Annotated in this window: 18 protein-coding genes; 7 read left to right on the top strand and 11 right to left on the bottom strand. The window is 75.3% G+C overall.

The features are described from left to right. Positions 1 to 390 (top strand): hypothetical protein, encoded by a 390-nt coding sequence (locus ACFQH9_RS15800; RefSeq protein WP_379566872.1) that lies wholly within the window; start codon positions 1 to 3, stop codon positions 388 to 390. A 784-nt stretch (positions 391 to 1,174) separates the two neighbouring features. On the opposite strand, the gene ACFQH9_RS15795 is transcribed toward ACFQH9_RS15800, so the two are convergent. The 3 genes from ACFQH9_RS15795 to ACFQH9_RS15785 all read right to left on the bottom strand — a co-directional run bounded on the left by ACFQH9_RS15795 (position 1,175) and on the right by ACFQH9_RS15785 (position 3,876). Next, positions 1,175 to 1,495 carry a GroES family chaperonin gene (locus ACFQH9_RS15795; RefSeq protein WP_379566871.1) on the bottom strand — a complete coding sequence of 107 codons (321 nt, stop codon included), beginning with the start codon at positions 1,493 to 1,495 and terminating at the stop codon, positions 1,175 to 1,177. Between the two features lie 242 nt (positions 1,496 to 1,737). Continuing rightward, positions 1,738 to 2,928, bottom strand: coding sequence for an AAA family ATPase (locus ACFQH9_RS15790; RefSeq protein ID WP_379566870.1), 1,191 nt, complete (start codon positions 2,926 to 2,928; stop codon positions 1,738 to 1,740). Between the two features lie 117 nt (positions 2,929 to 3,045). Then, positions 3,046 to 3,876 (bottom strand): DUF1206 domain-containing protein, encoded by an 831-nt coding sequence (locus tag ACFQH9_RS15785; RefSeq protein ID WP_379566869.1) that lies wholly within the window; start codon positions 3,874 to 3,876, stop codon positions 3,046 to 3,048. A gap of 98 nt (positions 3,877 to 3,974) precedes the next feature. Between ACFQH9_RS15785 and ACFQH9_RS15780 the strand changes: the two genes are divergently transcribed. Beyond that, positions 3,975 to 4,595: an SIMPL domain-containing protein gene (locus ACFQH9_RS15780; protein ID WP_379566868.1), complete on the top strand. Its 621-nt coding sequence runs from the start codon at positions 3,975 to 3,977 to the stop codon at positions 4,593 to 4,595. Between the two features lie 182 nt (positions 4,596 to 4,777). After that, positions 4,778 to 4,936 carry a hypothetical protein gene (locus ACFQH9_RS15775; protein ID WP_379566867.1) on the top strand — a complete coding sequence of 53 codons (159 nt, stop codon included), beginning with the start codon at positions 4,778 to 4,780 and terminating at the stop codon, positions 4,934 to 4,936. A gap of 17 nt (positions 4,937 to 4,953) precedes the next feature. Here the strand turns inward: ACFQH9_RS15775 and ACFQH9_RS15770 are convergent, their stop codons facing one another. The 5 genes from ACFQH9_RS15770 to ACFQH9_RS15750 all read right to left on the bottom strand — a co-directional run bounded on the left by ACFQH9_RS15770 (position 4,954) and on the right by ACFQH9_RS15750 (position 9,884). Further along, on the bottom strand, positions 4,954 to 5,457 hold the full coding sequence (locus ACFQH9_RS15770; RefSeq protein WP_379566866.1) for an FxsA family protein: 504 nt from the start codon (positions 5,455 to 5,457) through the stop codon (positions 4,954 to 4,956). Positions 5,458 to 5,578: 121 nt separating this feature from the next. Continuing rightward, a complete protein-coding gene (locus ACFQH9_RS15765; RefSeq protein WP_379566865.1) occupies positions 5,579 to 7,045 on the bottom strand; it encodes a dihydrolipoamide acetyltransferase family protein in 1,467 nt (488 codons plus the stop codon). A 2-nt stretch (positions 7,046 to 7,047) separates the two neighbouring features. Then, the gene (locus tag ACFQH9_RS15760; protein WP_379566864.1) at positions 7,048 to 8,019 is read right to left on the bottom strand and encodes an alpha-ketoacid dehydrogenase subunit beta; all 972 of its coding nucleotides are present in this window, start codon (positions 8,017 to 8,019) and stop codon (positions 7,048 to 7,050) included. A gap of 1 nt (position 8,020) precedes the next feature. After that, positions 8,021 to 9,259, bottom strand: coding sequence for a thiamine pyrophosphate-dependent dehydrogenase E1 component subunit alpha (locus ACFQH9_RS15755; protein ID WP_379566863.1), 1,239 nt, complete (start codon positions 9,257 to 9,259; stop codon positions 8,021 to 8,023). A 316-nt stretch (positions 9,260 to 9,575) separates the two neighbouring features. Then, the gene (locus ACFQH9_RS15750; RefSeq protein ID WP_379566862.1) at positions 9,576 to 9,884 is read right to left on the bottom strand and encodes an antitoxin; all 309 of its coding nucleotides are present in this window, start codon (positions 9,882 to 9,884) and stop codon (positions 9,576 to 9,578) included. A 209-nt stretch (positions 9,885 to 10,093) separates the two neighbouring features. Here ACFQH9_RS15750 and ACFQH9_RS15745 point away from each other — a divergent pair, with 209 nt between their 5' ends. From ACFQH9_RS15745 to ACFQH9_RS15730, 4 genes are all read left to right on the top strand, one after another. Continuing rightward, on the top strand, positions 10,094 to 11,023 hold the full coding sequence (locus tag ACFQH9_RS15745; RefSeq protein WP_379566861.1) for an ABC transporter substrate-binding protein: 930 nt from the start codon (positions 10,094 to 10,096) through the stop codon (positions 11,021 to 11,023). A 40-nt stretch (positions 11,024 to 11,063) separates the two neighbouring features. Then, positions 11,064 to 11,945 carry an amino acid ABC transporter permease gene (locus ACFQH9_RS15740; protein WP_379566860.1) on the top strand — a complete coding sequence of 294 codons (882 nt, stop codon included), beginning with the start codon at positions 11,064 to 11,066 and terminating at the stop codon, positions 11,943 to 11,945. After that, a complete protein-coding gene (locus ACFQH9_RS15735; RefSeq protein WP_379566858.1) occupies positions 11,942 to 12,703 on the top strand; it encodes an amino acid ABC transporter ATP-binding protein in 762 nt (253 codons plus the stop codon). The genes ACFQH9_RS15740 and ACFQH9_RS15735 overlap by 4 nt, the downstream gene beginning before the upstream one ends. A gap of 70 nt (positions 12,704 to 12,773) precedes the next feature. Next, positions 12,774 to 13,634 carry a type 2 periplasmic-binding domain-containing protein gene (locus ACFQH9_RS15730; protein WP_379566857.1) on the top strand — a complete coding sequence of 287 codons (861 nt, stop codon included), beginning with the start codon at positions 12,774 to 12,776 and terminating at the stop codon, positions 13,632 to 13,634. 47 nt (positions 13,635 to 13,681) lie between these two features. Here ACFQH9_RS15730 and ACFQH9_RS15725 read toward each other — a convergent pair whose 3' ends face one another. From ACFQH9_RS15725 to ACFQH9_RS15715, 3 genes are all read right to left on the bottom strand, one after another. Next, on the bottom strand, positions 13,682 to 14,260 hold the full coding sequence (locus ACFQH9_RS15725; RefSeq protein WP_379566856.1) for a peroxidase-related enzyme: 579 nt from the start codon (positions 14,258 to 14,260) through the stop codon (positions 13,682 to 13,684). 205 nt (positions 14,261 to 14,465) lie between these two features. After that, positions 14,466 to 14,804 carry a DUF3024 domain-containing protein gene (locus ACFQH9_RS15720; protein ID WP_379566854.1) on the bottom strand — a complete coding sequence of 113 codons (339 nt, stop codon included), beginning with the start codon at positions 14,802 to 14,804 and terminating at the stop codon, positions 14,466 to 14,468. A gap of 740 nt (positions 14,805 to 15,544) precedes the next feature. After that, positions 15,545 to 17,638 (bottom strand): hypothetical protein, encoded by a 2,094-nt coding sequence (locus tag ACFQH9_RS15715; protein ID WP_379566853.1) that lies wholly within the window; start codon positions 17,636 to 17,638, stop codon positions 15,545 to 15,547. Positions 17,639 to 17,649: the final 11 nt, after the last annotated feature.

Here is a 17,649-nt window from a genome sequence, read left to right as displayed (position 1 = left end):
GTGGGCCGCTCGTCGGTACCGACCGGGCGGGAGGCCGCCGGGGCCGTTCCCGACGGGCCGGTGGTCGCCGGGGCCGTCGCCGGCGGGGCCGGTTCCGACGGGGCCGATTCCGACGGGGCCGATCTCGACGGGGCCGATCCCGACGGGGCCGGTGTCGTCGCGGCCGCAGGAGCGGTGGCGGGGGCGGACGAGGCGGCGGGGGTGCCGGCGGCAGTACCCGTGCCCGCAGCGGAGGCCTGGTGGGCGCCGGCCGGCGGGGTCGCGGCCGCGGCGTCGGCGAGCTCGTCGCGCGGGCCAGGAGCCGGCGCGGGAGTTTGCGCGGTGGTCGCCGTGGAGGTCGGTGTGGAGGTCGCGCCCGGCGGCTCGGAGGCGGCTACGCCCGCGGCCTGACGGTCGGCGACGGGCCCGGCGGCGGCGGGCGTCGGAGTGGTCGCCGCGACGTCCGAGGCGTTCAGGGCGTCCGAGGCGTCCGAGGCGTCCGAGGCGTCCGAGGTGCCGGTCGCGGCGCCGGCCGGCTCGGTGCCGGAAGCAGGGGTGCCGGGATCGGCGTCCGCGGCCGCCGCGGCAGCAGGTCCGGCCGCGGCAGCAGCTCCGCCGACGACGGCTCCGGTGCCGGCGCTCGTGCTCGCACCCTCTCCCGCAGCACCGGTGGCGGCGTCGCCCGGGCCGGCGACCCCGGCGGAGCCGGCAGCGCCGTTCGGGGCGCCGTTCGGGGCGCCGTTCGGGGCGCCGTTCGGGGCGCCGCTCGTCGAGGCGTTCGAGGCGCCGTTCGAGGAGGAGGTCCCGGCACCGCGCGCGTCGGCTCCCGAACCCGCCGGCCCCTTCGGCCGCGGGGAGGGCCGGGTGGCGGGCTCGCCGCTGGCCGGGGCGGCGCCGTTCGACGCGAGTGCACTGCCGCCGCCACTCAGTTCACGCGGCTGCGGCGTGGGGCCCGGGGTGGGGCGCGGTGCCGGGGAGAACAACGCGTCGCCCCGCGGGCTGTCCGTGCGCGAGACGCGGGCGGACGACCGTGCGCCGTCCGTGGCCGCGCCGGCACCCGTCCCCCTGCCGCCGGCCGTCTGCTCGTCCACCTCGCCGGGCGAGGGCTGCCGCTCGGGCATCACGCGTGTTCCTTCCCCACCGATGTCCGCCGCCCCGCGTGCCCCGGGGCGTCGTGTGCCGCGCGCCGCGCGCCCTACAGGTACAGGCCGGTCCCGTGCTCGGTGCGCTCCGTCGCGACGGCGTGCAGGTCCCGCTCGCGCATCACGATGTAGGAGGAGGCCTGGACCTCCACCTCGTACTGGTCCTCGGGAGCGAAGAGGACCCGGTCGCCCACCTTGACACTGCGCACGTGCTGCCCGATCCCGAACACCTCGCCCCACACCAGCCGCTTGGCGACCTGAGCGGTGGCCGGGATGACGATCCCCGAGGAGCTCCGCCGCTCGCCCGCCGACTCCACGAGCTTGATCATGACGCGGTCGTGCAGCATCTGGATCTCGAACTTCGGGTCCGGCACCGGAGTGATGCTACGGGCAGCGCGGACGCCGTCACCCGGCGGTGTCGACTCGGGCACGAGCCGGGCGCCGGGGACCGTCCGGCGGGGCCGCCGGGGCTGCCGGGGAAGTGGAGACCCCGCGGTGCTGCCAGGTCGGGGGTCCGACAGCGCCACGGGGCTACCCCAGGAGTCGTCCGGTCCTGGCAGTGCGTTACGCCCCCGCCCGCGAAATACCCGGTTCACTCGAACGGGCCAGCGCTGCGTCAGGTGGACGCGAGCAGGTACCGGCCGAAGTGCGGCACGGTGAAGGCGATCTGGCCGCGTTGCGCGGAATAGACCAGGCCCTTCTTGAGCAGGCTGTCCCGCGCCGGGGACAGGGACGACGGCTTGCGCTCGAGGTGCTGCGCGATCGTCGAGGTGACGACGGGCTCGTCCGTCCCCTCGGCCAGCTCGGCCATCGCGCGCAGGTACTCCCGCTCCGCGGGCGTCGCCCGCTCGTAGCGGGAGCCGAAGAAACCCACCGCCAGCTCGGCCTCCGCCTCGGGCGCGGCCAGGGCGACGTCCTCGGCCCGGATCGGGCTGGTCGGCGCGGCGTCCCAGGCCGCCTTGCCGTACGCCTGCACGAAGTAGGGGTAGCCGCCGGAGCGCTCGTAGAGCTGGTCGAGGGCCTCGCCGTCGAAGCTCGCGTCCTCACGCTCGGCCGGCGCGATCAGGGCGAAGTCGGCGTCCTTGCGGTCGAGCTTGTCGATCCGGGCGTACTTGAACAGCCGCTCGGAGTAGGACTTCGACGCCGACAGCACCGCCGGCAGGTGCGGCAGCCCGGCCCCCACCACCACCAGCGGCATCCGGGACTGCGAGAGCTCGTGGCAGGCGGCGCAGAGGGCGGACACGTCGTCCGGCCGCAGGTCCTGCATCTCGTCGATGAGGATCGCGATCCCGGTGGCGACCTCGCTGGCCAGCTCCGCGACCTCGGTGAACAGCTCGACCAGGTCGATCTCGATGTCGCCGGAGTCGGCCCGGCCGTTGCGCACCGGCACGTCGATGCCGGGCTGCCAGCGGTCCCGCATGCGGGCACCGTCGGGCGAGGCGCGCAGCGCGAAGGCCTTGAGCACCCCCAGCACCTCGTCGACGCGCTCCTGCCGGGGATGCTGCACGGCCAGGTCGCGGATCGCCCGGTGCAGGGCGGCGGACAGGGGTCGGCGCAGGTCGGCGTCCGGCCGGGCCTCGATCTTCCCCGAGCCCCAGCCGGCCCGGACCGCCATGGACCGCAGCTCGCCGAGCAGCACCGTCTTCCCGACCCCGCGCAGTCCGGTGAGCACCAGGCTGCGCTCCGGGCGCCCGCGCGCGACCCGCTCGAGCACGATCTCGAACGCGTCCACCTCGCGGTCCCGCCCCGCCAGCTCGGGGGGCCGCTGACCTGCGCCGGGAGCGAACGGGTTGCGCACCGGATCCATGGATCGCACGGTATCCGCGCGTCTCGCACCGGCCCTAGATTTCGCTATCCGGGGCGAGGGCGTGTCGCCGATCGGCCCGTCTGCTCCGATCTAGCGCCCTTGCTAGATCCCGGTAGATCAAGCTCGACGGAAGGCCGCGTCGGCGACGCAGTACAGCCCGAAGGCCCCGAACCCCAGCGCGACGACGACGAGCAGCGACATTCCGAGCGGCGTCTCGCCGAGGGCGCGCAGCGCGGCGTCGAGCCCGCCGGCCCGGCGCGCGTCGGAGGCCGCCGCCGCCGTGAACACCAGCACCCCCACCACGCCGAGGGCGAGCGCGCGGGCGAGGTGCCCGACCATGCCGACCACCTCGATCACGCGACGCAGGGCGGGGCCGAGCCGCCGGAGGTCGAGATCGCCCATGAAGGTCCGTCGGATCCCGGTGTACGTCATCGTCACGGCCATCACCCCGATCGCCACGGCCGCGGCCCCCACCAGCAGCCGGCCGCCGGGCAGCAGCAGGAGATCCGCGACGACGTCCCGCGCCCCGGCGTCGCCGGACCGCGGGCCCGAGCGCAGGAACGCGAGGGCGACCACCGCCAGCCCGAGCATCGTGATCGCCTTGGCGGTCGCGCCGACCCGCTTCCGCACCCGCTCGCCGCCCGAGACCCAGCGGAACCCGAGCGCCGCCGCGGTCAGCTGCCAGATCGCGAACGCGACGAGGCCGACCACCGTCACCACCAGGCCGACGGCCCCGGCGCCGGTCGCGATCTCGGCGACCGCGCCCTGCGCGTCGGCCGAGCCCTCCGGCAGCCCCATCGCGATCCGGATCGCGAGCCACGCCACGACGAGATGGACGATGCCGTAGGCGAGAAGGCCGCCGCGGCCGAGGAGGTCGACGGTGCGGCCGGGCGCGTCGGAGCGGCCCCGGCGGACCGACCGGCGCAGGCGCCGCAGGGGAGCGAGCACCCCACCACCGTATCGATCGCCGCGTCTGCGGCTGTCTAGCGCACGGCCGAGACACCGGGATACGGCGCGATCGGCCGAGGATCTGGGACGCTCGGGGCGTGACCGAGAACGCACCGGAGATCGTGACCGAGGGCAGTGGGTGGGTCGAGCACACGGCCGACCGGGCCGAGCTCTCCGTGGTGTTCGACGCCCGGGGCCGCAGCCGCACCGCCGCCGTCGAGGAGCTGGGGAGGCGGGTCGCCGCGGCCGAGAAGGCGCTCGGCCTCCCCGGCCTGACGGTGCGCGGCCGGCGGGTGTCGGTGCACACCGAGTACCGGAACTCGAAGCCCGCCGGATGCCGGGCCAGCGAGGCGATCCAGGTGCAGGTCGAGGACCCGGGCGTGCTGGAGGAGGCGCTGTCGCTGCTGCTGGGCGCGGAACCGGCGGCGCTGTCCGGGCCGTCGTGGACGCTGGCCGATCCGGGCGCGGTGCTGGAGGAGGCGCAGCGGCGCGCGGTGGCCGACGCGCGCCGGCGGGCCGAGGGTTACGCGGCCGCACTCGGCGGCAGCCTCGGCCGGCTGGTCCGGCTCAGCGAGGCACCGGAGCACGGCGCCGCGCCGATGATGGCGATGCGGGCGCGGGCCGAGGGCGGGCCGGACGTCGCCGATCTCGGACTGGAGCCGGAGCCGGTGCGCGTCACCGCGCGCTGCACCACGACCTGGATCTTGATCGAACCGTGATCACGGTGGTCCTCGGCCCGAATTCCCGTACCAACGGGTGAATCAGCGCGTCCGAGTAGCGCAATTCCCGGCGCGAGGCCGACACTCTTTCGGAGTAGTCACTCGGTTCGTGACGGGAGGACACCGTGGGTTCTCGTGGGGGACGGCACCGGCTGACGCGACGCACCCGGCAGGAACTGCGGATGCGCCCCGCGCCGCGGCGCCGGGCCGGCCTGCGGGCGACCGCCCGGGCCATGCTCACCGCGGCCGTCGGCCTGCTGCTGACCGGCGGCGGCGCGGCGGTGCTGCACAACGACGGGGGCCCGGTGGCGGTCGCCTTCCTGACCTCCGAGACCGAATAACGGATCGCGGTCGCCCGTCAGCGCTGGTCGACGACGGTGCTCTCGACGACCATCGGGCCCGCCGGCCGGCGCGGTGCGTCGGGCCCCGCGCCGCGGTGCCCGTCGGTCTGCACGTCGACCACCTCGGCGTCGATCACCTGACCCTCGCCCCGGATCCGGGCGGTCCGCAGGTCGGGGTGGCGGCGCTCGGTGGAGGCGACGAGCCGGCGCCGCACCAGCGCCCGGGTGGGCGGCAGCACCAGCAGCAGGCCCAGCACGTCCGTGACCAGGCCGGGTACGAAGATCAGCAGGCCGCCTGCGGCGACGAGCATCCCGTCCGTGGTCTCCGAGGTGGCCACCCGGCGGTTGCGCGCGGCGTCGGCGAGGGCCTGCGCGGCCCGCAGCCCCTCCCGGCGGGCGAGCCACAGGCCCAGCACGGAGCCCGCGAGCAGCACCAGCAGCGTCGGCAGGGCGCCGATCCAGGAGCCCAGCGCGACCACGGCGACGATCTCGACCACCAGGTACAGCAGCACGAACGGCATACCCCTCCAACGCACGGGACCGCGAATTCTCTCCCGCCTGCCCGATCCGGACGGGCGAACGGCACTCTCGCTCACATCTGACGAGCGACAGTGCCGTTCGCCGGTCCACCGCGCCGGGTGGTCACCAGAGCAGTGCGGTGGCGGGGTCCTCGAGGAGGGCGCCGACGTCGGCGAGGAAGCGCGAGCCCTGCTCGCCGTCGACCAGCCGGTGGTCGAAGGAGAGCGCCAGCTGGCAGACCGTCCGCACGGCGAGCTCGCCGTCGACGACCCAGGGCGCGGGCTTGATCGACCCGACGGCGAGGATCGCCGCCTCGCCGGGGTTGAGGATCGGCGTGCCGGTGTCCACGCCGAACACCCCGACGTTGGTGATCGTGATCGTGCCTCCGACCAGGTCCGCCGGTGCGGTCTTCCCGGCCCGCGCGGTCTCCGTCAGCCCGCCGAGCGCGACGGCCAGCCCGTGCAGGTCGAGCCGGTCGGCGTCCCGGATCTTCGGCACGACCAGCCCGCGGGGGGTCGCGGCGGCGATCCCGAGCTGGACGTGGTCGTAGTAGACGATCTCGCCGGCCGGCTCGTCCCAGCTCGCGTTGACCGCCGGGGTGCGGCGCGCGGCCAGGCACACCGCCTTCGCGACGAACGCGAGCGGCGTGAGCTTGACGTCGGCGAACGGGCGCGTCACGCGCAGCCGGTCCCGCAGCTCCATCGTCGCGGTGACGTCGACCGACAGGAACTCGGTGACGTGCGGGGCGGTGAAGGCGGACTGCACCATCGCCGCCGCCGTCGCCTTGCGCACGCCGCGGATCGGCACGCGGCGGACGCCGTCCGTGGGGGCGCGCCGGGGCGCCACCGGCTCCGGGGCGGCCTCGGGGGCCGGGGCCGACGCCGCGGCCGCACCGACGGCCTGCGCCGACGCCGCCGCCCGTACGTCCTCGCGCGTGACGACGCCGCCCGGCCCCGACCCGGCGAGCGTCCGCAGGTCGACGCCGAGGTCCTTGGCCAGCTTGCGCACCGGCGGCTTGGCCAGCGGGACGAGGGAGGTGGGCCGGTCGCCCCCGGTCGCATCGAGGTCCGGTGCGGCCGCCGCGGCGGCGGCCGGTCCGACCTGGGCGGCCGCCTCCTCGCCGGCGACGACCGGGGCGACCTCGGGCTCGGCCGGCCGGTCGGGCTCCGCGACCGCGGCCCCCGCGCCGGGCACCCCCTTGCGGGGGCGGCGCCGGGCGGCGCCCTGCCGCGGCCCGTAGCCGACAAGGGTGGCGATGCGGCCGTCCGCGCCGGCCTCGCCGATCAGCGCACCCTTCGCCTCGGCGCCCGACGCCTCCGCGGCGGGCCCCGGCTCCGGCGCCGCCCCCGACCCGGCCGTCTCGATCGTGATGATCGGCTCGCCGACCTGCACCGTCGTGCCCGGCCCGGCCAGCAGCTCGGCGACCGTCCCCGCGAAGGGGGAGGGCAGCTCGACCGCCGCCTTCGCCGTCTCGATCTCGACGAGGATCTGGTTGACCGCGACCGTGTCGCCGGGGGCGACCTGCCAGGCGACGATCTCGGCCTCGGTCAGCCCCTCGCCGACGTCCGGCATGCGGAACGTCTCGGGCACGCTCACCACCCCAGGGCGCGGTCGACGCCGTCGAGCACGCGGTCGAGATCGGGCAGGTAGTCGTCCTCGCACTTGGAGGGCGGGTAGGGGGTGTCGAAGCCGGTCACCCGCAGCACGGGCGCCTCCAGCGAGTGGAAGCACTCCTCCTGCACGCGGGCGGCGACCTCGGAGGTCACCGACACCTCGGACGGTGCCTCGGACACCACGACCAGCCGGCCGGTGCGGCGGACCGACGCGAACACCGGCCCGAGGTCCAGCGGGGACAGCGAACGCAGGTCGATCACCTCCAGGTCGGTGCCCTCCGCCTCCGCGGCGGCCGCGGCCTCCACACAGGTCTTCACCAGCGGGCCGTAGCAGGCCACGGTCACGTCGGCACCGGAGCGCACGACCCGCGAGGAGAACAGCGGGGCGGGCGCGGTCTCGGACACCTCGCCCTTCTCCCAGTACCGCCGCTTCGGCTCGAAGAAGATCACCGGGTCGTCGCTGGCGATGGCCTGGCGGATCATCCAGTGGGCGTCGTCGGGGTTGGAGCACGCGACCACCTTGAGCCCCGCGACGTGCGCGAACAGCGACTCGGGCGACTCGCTGTGGTGCTCCACCGCCCCGATCCCGCCACCGAACGGGATCCGCACGACGACCGGCATCGGCACCTTGCCCTGGGAGCGGTACCGCACCTTGGCCAGCTGGGAGACGATCTGGTCGTAGCCGGGGAAGACGAACCCGTCGAACTGGATCTCGCAGACCGGGCGGAAGCCGCGGATGGCCAGGCCGACCGCGGTGCCGATGATCCCGCTCTCGGACAGCGGGGTGTCGAGCACGCGCTGCTCGCCGAAGTCCTTGGCCAGCCCGTCCGTGACCCGGAAGACCCCACCGAGCTTCCCGACGTCCTCGCCCATCACCAGGACCTTCGGGTCCTGTTCCATCGCCGCGCGCAACCCGGAGTTGAGCGCCTTGGCGAGCGTCATCGTCGTCATCTCAGACCCCTCCGACGCCCGGGCCCGCGAGCGACCCTTCCGCCTCGAACGACGCGTGGTACTCCAGGTACGCCGCCTTCTGCGCCTCCAGCTGCGGCGACAGCTCGGCGTAGACCTCGGAGAAGATCCGGTCCGGCGCCGGGTCCGGCATGGCGGCGCAGAACGCACGGAACCGGGCGGCCAGCTCGTCCGACTCGGCCTGCACCTCGTCGAAGAACTCCTGCCCCACGCCGTGCTCGCGCACCAGGTTCACCCGCACCCGCTCGATCGGGTCCTTGAGCTTCCACAGCTCCAGCTCGTCGGCGAGCCGGTAGCGCGAGGGATCGTCCGACGTCGTGTGCGCGTCCATCCGGTAGGTGAACGCCTCGATCAGCACGGGACCGTTGCCGGTGCGGCACTCCTCGAGGGCCCAGCGGGAGACGGCGAGGCAGGCCAGCACGTCGTTGCCGTCCACCCGCACGCCGGGGAAGCCGTAGCCGCGGGCCCGCTGGAAGAGCGGCACCCGGGTCTGGCGCTCGAGCGGCACCGAGATCGCCCACTGGTTGTTCTGGCAGTAGAAGACGACCGGCGCGTCGTAGGCGGCGGCCCAGACGAAGCCCTCGTGGACGTCGCCCTGGCTCGTGGCGCCGTCGCCGAAGAAGCACATCGTGGCCTCGTTGCCCGAACCAGCGTCCGACCCGTCGCCGACGGGGTTGCCGACGCGGCCCTCGAACTTCTGCCCCATCGCGTAGCCGGTGGCGTTGAGGCACTGGTTGCCGATGACGATCGTGTACAGGTGGAAGCGGGCCGCGATCGGGTCCCACGAGCCGTGGTCGGTCCCGCGGAAGATGCCGAGCAGGTCCGTCGGGTCGATCCCGCGGCACCACGCCACGCCGTGCTCACGGTAGCTGGGGAAGATCATGTCGCGCGGGGTGGCGGCGCGGCCGGCGCCGATCTGCGCGGCCTCCTGCCCGAGCAGCGGCACCCAGATGCCCAGCTGGCCCTGACGCTGCAGGGCGTTGCCCTCGCGGTCGACGCGGCGGACCAGGACCATGTCGCGGTAGAAGCCCCGCAGCTCCTCGGCCCCGACGTCGTCGGCGTAGGAGCCGAACCGCTCGTCGGACACCCGTTGCCCCTCGGGGGTGAGCAGCTGGACGAGTTCGGCACCGCCCTCGTCGGTGCCCTTGAGCCCGGAGAGCACGTGCTCCCGGGTCGGCGCGGATCGGGGATCGGTCGGGACCCAGCTCTGTGGACGGGACACGCGTTCCTCCTCGTGCTCACGACACGCGGGGTCCGTGCTGTCCCACACCGCCCCGCAGCCGGCGGCCGCCCGGCGGCGGACCACTCGGGTGTGTGGGCCGCCCCGCGCCGGACGTCCTGTGAGGCCGATAGTGGCACGGCTCGCACCGGCAGGGGGATCGCGAGATCCCACACGATCATGCGGCGGCGCGTGCGTGCGGGCACGGCTCCGTTCGGCGTCCGATCCTCGGATCCCGGAGCGACCGATCCGCACGGCGGGCCCGGAACGACGACGGCCCGGCCACCCGTCGTGGGTGGCCGGGCCGGTTCGTCCGTCGTCAGGCGCCGCGGTGGGGGGCGGTGGGCGGGTCGTCCGGCCGCCCGTACCCCTGGCCCGGGCCCTGCTGCTGCGTGGGCTGCCCGGGGTGGCCGTAGCCCTGCGTCCGGTCGTGGATCCCCGCCACGCCCTTGGCCTTCTGCGCGACGCCCTGGATCTGCCCGGAGTACCGGCCCTTCGTCTGCTTGTCGACGAACTGGGCCGCCTGGTCCACGAACTTCCCGGCCTGCTGCGGGTTCTTCTTCGCGTAGCGCCGCGCCGCCTCGGCGGCACCGGCCAGCGCGCCCAGCTTCTTGAACAAGCCCGCCATGCGGTTCCTCCCGTCGTGTCCGGTGTCGTCCACCGTCCGTCTCACGTCGACAACGGCCGGTGACATGTCCTGGTTCCCGGGATACCGGGGGGTCAATCCCGTGTGTCCGTCGGGTAACGGACGATCGTTCCGGGATGTCCTTCCGGCGGCCAGGTGGCAGCATCCCGACGACCGCGCCACCCTGCGCGGACCGATGAGGAGGTGCCGGCGTGCTCGCCCGAACTCGATCCCTACCCGCTGCGCTGGCCGCGGCGGCGCTCGCCGTCGTGCTGGCCGGGTGCGGCTCCGGCGGCGACGGCTCCGGCGCCGGCGGCTCCGGCGGCTCCGGCGGCGCGGCGAGCTCCGCCCCCGCCGTCCCCACCCCCACGAAGGACGACGCGCTCGCGGCCAAGGTGCCCGCCTCCGTCTCCGCCGACGGCAAGCTCGTCTTCGGCACGGACGCCTCGTACCCGCCGAACGAGTTCACCGACACCGACGGCCGCACCATCATCGGCATGGACGTGGACCTGGGCACGGCCGTCGCGCAGAAGCTGGGCCTGCAGGCCGAGTTCCAGAACAGCCAGTTCTCCGGGATCATCCCGGGCATCGACGGCGCCCGCTACGAGGCCGGCATGTCGTCCTTCTCGATCACGCCCGACCGCACGGCGACGGTCGACATGGTCAGCTACTTCACCGCCGGCACCAGCCTGGCGGTCAAGAAGGGCAACCCGGACGGGCTGTCCCCGGACAACCTCTGCGGCAAGGCGATCGGCGTGCAGGCCGGCACCACGCAGGCGGAGGAGGTCACGACCCGCAACCAGGACTGCCAGGCGAAGGGCCAGCCACCGCTGCAGGTCACCGAGCTGCAGCAGCAGACGGACGTCACGCTCGCCCTGACCTCGTCGCGCATCGTCGGCATGCTCGCCGACTCGCCGGTGGCCGCGTACGCGGTGACCACCACGAACGGGGCCGTCGAGGTCGTCGGCGCGCCGTACGACACCGCCCCCTACGGCATCGTGCTCAAGAAGGGGCAGGGCGAGTTCCCGCAGGCCGTGCAGGGCGCCGTCCAGGCGCTGATGGACGACGGCACGTACAAGGCCATCCTCGACAAGTGGAACGTCGGCAACGGGGCCATCCCGACCTCGCAGATCAACGCCTGAGCGGCCCCGGATGACCGCACGGCCCGATCGTCCCGAGCCCATGAACGCCGTCCCGGTCCGGCACCCGGGACGGTGGGTCGCCGTCGCCGTGCTGGCGGTGCTGGCCGCCATGCTGGTCCACACCATCGTGACCAACGACGGCTTCGGCTGGCCGGTCGTCGGGGACTACCTGTTCTCCCCGCCCGTGCTCAACGGGCTGAAGAACACGCTGATCCTCACGGTGCTGTCGATGGCGATCGGCATCGTCGGCGGCGTCCTGCTGGCCGTGATGCGGCTGTCGCCGAACTGGATCCTCAGCTCGGTCGCCGCGCTGTACATCTGGGTGTTCCGGGGCACGCCGCTGATCGCGCAGCTGCTGTTCTGGAACTTCCTGTCGGCGCTCTACCCGCGGCTGTCGCTGGGGGTCCCGTTCGGGCCGGAGTTCGTCTCGTTCGACACCAACCAGCTGATCAACCAGTTCGCGGCCTGCCTGCTCGGTCTCGGGCTCAACGAGGCCGCGTACATGGCCGAGATCGTGCGCGGCGGCATCGCGTCGGTGGAGCACGGCCAGACCGAGGCGGCCGGTGCGCTGGGCATGTCCCGGGCCCAGACGCTGCGCCGGATCGTGCTGCCGCAGGCCATGCGGGTGATCATCCCGCCGACGGGCAACGAGACGATCTCGATGCTCAAGACCTCGTCGCTCGTCGTCGTGATCGGGTACTTCGAGCTGCTCACGTCCGTGCAGCGGATCTACTCGGTCAACTTCCAGACGATCCCGCTGCTCATCGTGGCGGCGCTCTGGTACCTGGCGCTGACCTCGATCCTGTCCGTCGGGCAGGGCTTCATCGAGCGGCGCTACGGGCGCGGGCTGCAGACCGGGCCGCCCGGCCCGTCGCTGCTGGGGTTCCTGCGCCGCCGGTCGTCGGAGGAGGTGCCCGCATGACCCCGATGGTCGAGGCCCTCGGCATCCACAAGCGCTTCGGCGCGACCGAGGTGCTGCGCGGCGTGGACCTGGTCGTACAGCCCGGCGAGGTGAGCTGCGTGATCGGGCCGTCGGGCTCGGGCAAGTCCACCCTGCTGCGCTGCATCAACCACCTCGAGCGGATCGACTCCGGGCGGCTGCGGGTCGACGGGCACCTCGTCGGCTACCGGGAGCGCAACGGGCGGCTGTACGAGATGCGCGAGTCCGAGGTCGCGCAGCAGCGGCGCGACATCGGCATGGTCTTCCAGCGGTTCAACCTCTTCCCGCACAAGACCGCGATCGAGAACGTCATGGAGGCGCCGGTCGTCGTGCGCCGGGAGGACAAGGCCGCGGCGCGGACCCGGGCGATCGAGCTGCTCGACCGGGTGGGCCTGGCGGACCGGCGGGACAACTACCCGTCGCAGCTGTCCGGCGGGCAGCAGCAGCGCGTCGCCATCGCGCGGGCGCTGGCCATGTCGCCGCGGCTCATGCTGTTCGACGAGCCGACCTCGGCGCTGGACCCCGAGCTCGTCGGCGAGGTGCTCGACGTCATGCGCGGGCTCGCGCGCGAGGGCATGACGATGGTCGTGGTCACCCACGAGATGGGCTTCGCCCGCGAGGTCGGCGACTCGCTGGTGTTCATGGACGAGGGCGTGATCGTCGAACAGGGCGCGCCGCGGGAGGTGCTGGCGAACCCGCAGCACGAGCGGACGCGGTCGTTCCTGTCGAAGGTGCTGTGACGACTCCCGCATCGAAGCGGGCGAAGCACCCGAATCGGGCGCACACCTCGCGGGATGACACGATCGTGGGGTGCGCACCCGAGGACCGAAGCGGCTCGTCGCGGCCGTGCTGGCGGCCACGGCGGTGCTCCTGGGCGGTACCGCCTGTGCCACCGCGCCCGCGCCGCCCGTCGGCGTCGTCCAGCAGCCGCTGCCGGAGGTGGCGGCCGATCCCGCGCTCGTCGCGCTGCTGCCGCCCGGTCTGGCCGGCGGGACGCTGCGGGTGGCCGTGCCCGGTGTGGCCCGGCCGGCCACCGGGCCCGAGGAGGAGCTCGGCTCCGCCCTCGCCGCCCGGCTCGGCCTGCGGGCGCTGCCGGACGGGATCTCGGCCACCGCGCTGCCGCGCGCGCTCGTCGGCGCGCGGCACGACGTCGGCATCCTGCCGGTCCCGGTGCCCGAGGCGCCGCTGGGCGGCACCGTGCTGCCGTGGCTCGCGGCCCGCACCGCGATCGTCACGCCCCCGGGCAACCCGGACCGGGTCGAGCCGACCACGCTCTGCGGGCACCGCATCGGCGTCGTCGCCGGGTCGGCGCAGCACGCGACGGTCACCGAGGAGAACCTGCACTGCGCGGACAACCGGCGGCCGGAGATCGCGATCGTGCCCGTCGGGGGTGCGGAGGACGCCACCCGCCGGCTGCTCGCGGACCAGCTCGAGGCCTTCGTCGCCGACGCGCCCGCCGCCGGGCACGCGGTCGTCCTCGGGAAGGGGAAGCTGGCGATGCCGAGCGCGCCCTACGGCGAGGGCACGGCCGGGATGATCGTGGACAACCGGGCCGTGCCGGCGGTGCGCGCCGCGCTGGCCTCGCTCATCGCCGACGGGACCTACGCCGCCATCCTCGACCGCTGGTTGCTGGGCGACCTCGCGGTCGACGGCGCCGCCGTGCGCCCCTGAGCGCTCTTCAGCGCAGCCGGCGGACCGTCAGCGCATCCGGCGGGCCGTCAGCGCGGCTGGCGGCCCATCAGGAAGAACTCGGGGTTGGGCTGCAGAGCGGTCAGGTGCGCCATGCGGTTCGACAGGGCGAACAGGGCCGTGATGGCACCGACGTCCCAGATCTCGTCGTCCGTGAGGCCGGCGGCGCGGGCGCCGTCCAGTTCGGCCTCGGTGAGCGCGGCGGAGTCGGTGGCGACCAGCAGCGCGAGGTCCACGATGGCCCGTTCGCGCGGGCTCAGCTCGACCGCGTACGGGTTCGTCGCGACCCGGTCCGCGATCTCGGGGTCCTTCGCCCGGATCCGCAGGATCGCCCCGTGCGCCACCACGCAGTAGGTGCAGTGGTTGGCGCCAGAGGTCGCGACGACGACCAGCTCGCGCTCGGCCTTGCTCAGTCCCTCGTCGGAGTCCATCAGCGCGTCGTGGTAGTCGAGGAAGGCGCGCAGCTCGCGGGGGCGCCTCGCCAGGGCGCGGAACACGTTCGGCACGAAGCCCGACTTCTCGGCGATCGCGCCTATCCGTTCCCGCAGGTCCTCGGGCATGTCCTCCAGCTCGACGTGCCCGAACCGGCTGACCGCGTGATCTCCCATGCCCCGGACCGTACCTCCGCCGGAGCCGTCCGGACACGGCGGCGAGCCCCGCCCCTCCCCGGCACGCCGGGGCGCCGCGCTCGCCCGGGGCGCCGCGCTCGCTCAGGATGCCGCGCTCGTCGGGGGCGCCGCGCTCATCAGGGACACCGCGCTCGTCCAGGGGCCCCGCTCGTCGGGGGCGGCGCGCCCGTCGAGGCGCCGGCGGTCAGCCCGCCGCGCCCGCGGCGCGCACCGCCGAGCGGATGCGGTCGAGCAGCACGAACGGGTCGTCGGCCGAGGGCTCCTGGCGCTCCCAGCGCTCGCCCGAGGTCGTGGGGATGTAGAGCACCCAGCGCCCGCTCTCGCGCTCGTTGCGCAGCTGCGCGAGCGGGGTGGAGGACCAGACCGCGCCCAGCTCGGGGAACTCGGGCGGCCGACGGTCGAGGATCGTGACGTGGTCCCCGACGGTCGTGTAGCCGATGCGGCGGCGCTCGCGCTCGTCCGTGGACAGGCACTCCGCGCACCAGTCGGACAACCGGGTACGGATCTCCTCGGGCATCCCCATGCCCGCAGATGATGACGTCAACGGGACCGCCGGGGAAGGACCGCGACCGGGATGTTCTCGGGCGGTGACGTGCCCTTCACCCGGCGCGCGAGCCGCCATACCCGGCCGGTCCTCCCACACCCGCTCCGGCGCTGCGGCACACCCGGGAGGCCCGCCCCCCACACCCTGCCGGTCCTCCCACACCCGCTCCGGCGCTGCGGCACACGCGGGAGGCCCACCCCACACCCCGTCGACAGCCCGCGCGACGTCTCTCGGGGTGTGCGAGGTCGGCGAGCGTCGAGCGGATCCGAAGGCTGCCGAACGAGTCGGGTGCACTCGGCCACGCGGACGAGACCACGGGCGGCCGGACAGCCGCGCGACACACCCGCGCCCGACACGGCGCGGCCCACCTCGCGCGGCCGGCCCTCCTGCCCGACCCACCTCGCGCCCCGGCATTTCGCGCGGCCCCTCCGCCGCGGCACACCTCGTGTTGCACACCGCGCGGAACACTTCGCACGGTCCACCCCCCGACACACCCGCTCGGGCGTCCCGCGGGCCGTCGACCGGGTGTCCCGCGCTCCTCTCGGGTGTGGGAGGGCGCAGCAACGGGTGTGCCCGCAGTCGATCGGGTGTGGGAGGGCGCAGCAACCGGTGTGTCGCAGTCGATCGGGTGTGGGAGGACGCAGGAACGAGTGTCCCGCGGGAGGGCGTGTGCGGGTAGAGGCCCACGGGCCCTCCCGAGTGCGAGGACGCCGCGAGCCTCAGGCCCCTGCCTGCTCCCGGCGCGGCACCTCGGGGCGGCGGGCGGTGGGCAGCCGGACCACGCGGCCGCCGGGGTCCGGCGGGCGGGGCGGGGCGACGACCGGGGCCGCGGCCCGCTGCAGCGCCCCCAGCAGGGTCGGTCCGCCGTCGGTGGAATTCGCGCCCGATCCCGCGACCGCGAGGAGCCGGGGCGCCGCGGCGGCCACCAGGAGCCGCTCGACGGACAGCTGCGCGGCGTCGAGGACCACGACGGCGTCGAGCACGTCCGCAGCCGGCAGCCGCGACAGCAGCGCCTCCACCGGCACGTTCCACACGAACCCGCGCCCGTCCGCGTACGCGCCCGCCGCCTCCGGGTCCTCGGCGCGCAGCCGGGTCAGCAGCTGTTCGCACCGAGCCCGGTCGGTCGCCTCCCGGCGGGCCGGCTCGAGCGCCGCGAGGGCGGCCTCGTACGCCTGGGCGTCCCGCGCGCGCAGGGCCTCGACGGCGGCACGGTGCCCGTCGACCAGGTCGGCGAGCGGGCCGGTCCCGGCCAGCCCGTCGGCGATCGCGTCGAGTCGGGCGGCCGCCTCCGGGGCGGAGCCCCGCTCGGCGACGTCGAGGATTCCCGCCGCGACCCGCTCGGCGGCGGCGAGGTCCGGTACGGCGATCGGCGAGGTGGGGTGCAGGAACAGGACGTCGTGGCGCAGCTGGCCGACCGCCTGCGCCGCCTCGTCCACCCGGTCCAGCCCGGCGACGAGCGCGCGCAGGTCGCCGACGTCCTGCGGGGTCGGCACGCCCAACCCCCGGCACCCCTCGTCGACGGCGGTGAGCCGGGTCGCGAGCTCGACGTGCAGGACGGCGGCGTGCACCGAGCGGGCGTCGGCCGGCACCTGCCCGCCCACCCGGATCAGGGCGAGGACCGGCTGCACCTCGCGCTGCACCCCGTTGCGGAAGCGCCGCCGGGCGCGGCCGCCGGAGTCGAGGAACTCGCGGTAGTCGACGAGCAGCTCGGCGGCGTGCGGGGGCAGCGGACCCGCGAGCGTGACGAGCGGGAGGTCCCGCGAGCGGTCGGCGACCCCGAGGGCCGCCGCCGCGGCCGAGCGCAGCGCGTCGAACACCGGCCGGTGCCGGGAGTGCACGAGGTCGGCGAGCAGCGGCCACGCCCACGAGTCCGCTTGCGGGCCGAGGGCGTCGAGGCTGGTGCGCACCGCACGGGCGACCGCGGCGACGGCGGCCAGCCGCGGCTCGTCGAGCGTGGTGAGGACGGTGCGGAGCAGGTCCGACCCGCTCTGCGCCCGCCCGGAGCCGGAGGCCTCGGCGCAGAGCGCGTGGATCTCCTCGGCCGGCGGGAACGCGGGCGGCGGCGGGACCTCCGGCCCGGTGTGGTCCCGGCGGGCCGTCGAGGTCGTGGCGAGGAGCAGCCGCAGCTCGCGCTGCTCGGGCCCGGTGAGCGCGGGCAACCGGTCGACGGTGGGGGCGACGGCGTCGAGCCGGGCCGGGTCGGCCGCGGTGACGGCGACCCGCAGTCCGGCCCGGGCGAGGTCGGCGACCGCGGCCGCGACCTCCTCCGGCCGGTGCCCCTCCAGGACCAGGAAGGACTCGGTGTGCACCGCGGCGACGACGTCCGTGAGCGGCGCGGGCTCGTCCGGCGCGGTCCGCTGCCGCGGCACCAGGGGCACCGCCGCGCTGAGGCCGGCGACCGTGGAAGCGGCGGCAGGATCGGACCCGGCGAGGGCCTCGGCCAGCCGGCGCAGCCCCGCCGGCGCGGCACCGGCCGCCATCCGGGCACGGACCTGCTCGGCCGCGGCGAGGGTGGCGGCGTCGGCCGGGGGCGGCGCGGCGCCCTCAGCGCCCTCAGCGCCCTCAGCGCCCTCAGCGGCGTCAGCGCCCTCAGCGCCCTCAGCGGCGTCGGCGCTCCCGGCGGGTGCGGACCCGGCCTCGTCGGCGGCGCGTTCGGCCAGCCGCTCGACGAGGTCGCCCAGCCCGGTGCCCCCGCGGGGCGGCGTGTCCGGGCCGGTGCCGTCGGCACCCTTCACGGGCTCCTCCTCCGGCTCGCCGTTCCGCCCGGTTCCCGCCGTGGGCAGGTGGCGGACCACGCGTCGCATCTCCGGCATCACTCACCTCC

Source organism: Pseudonocardia lutea, from assembly GCF_042658055.1.
GTDB lineage: Bacteria > Actinomycetota > Actinomycetes > Mycobacteriales > Pseudonocardiaceae > Pseudonocardia > Pseudonocardia lutea.
Note: the sequence above shows the minus strand (reverse complement) of the source record. Positions and strands in the feature narration are given on the sequence as shown.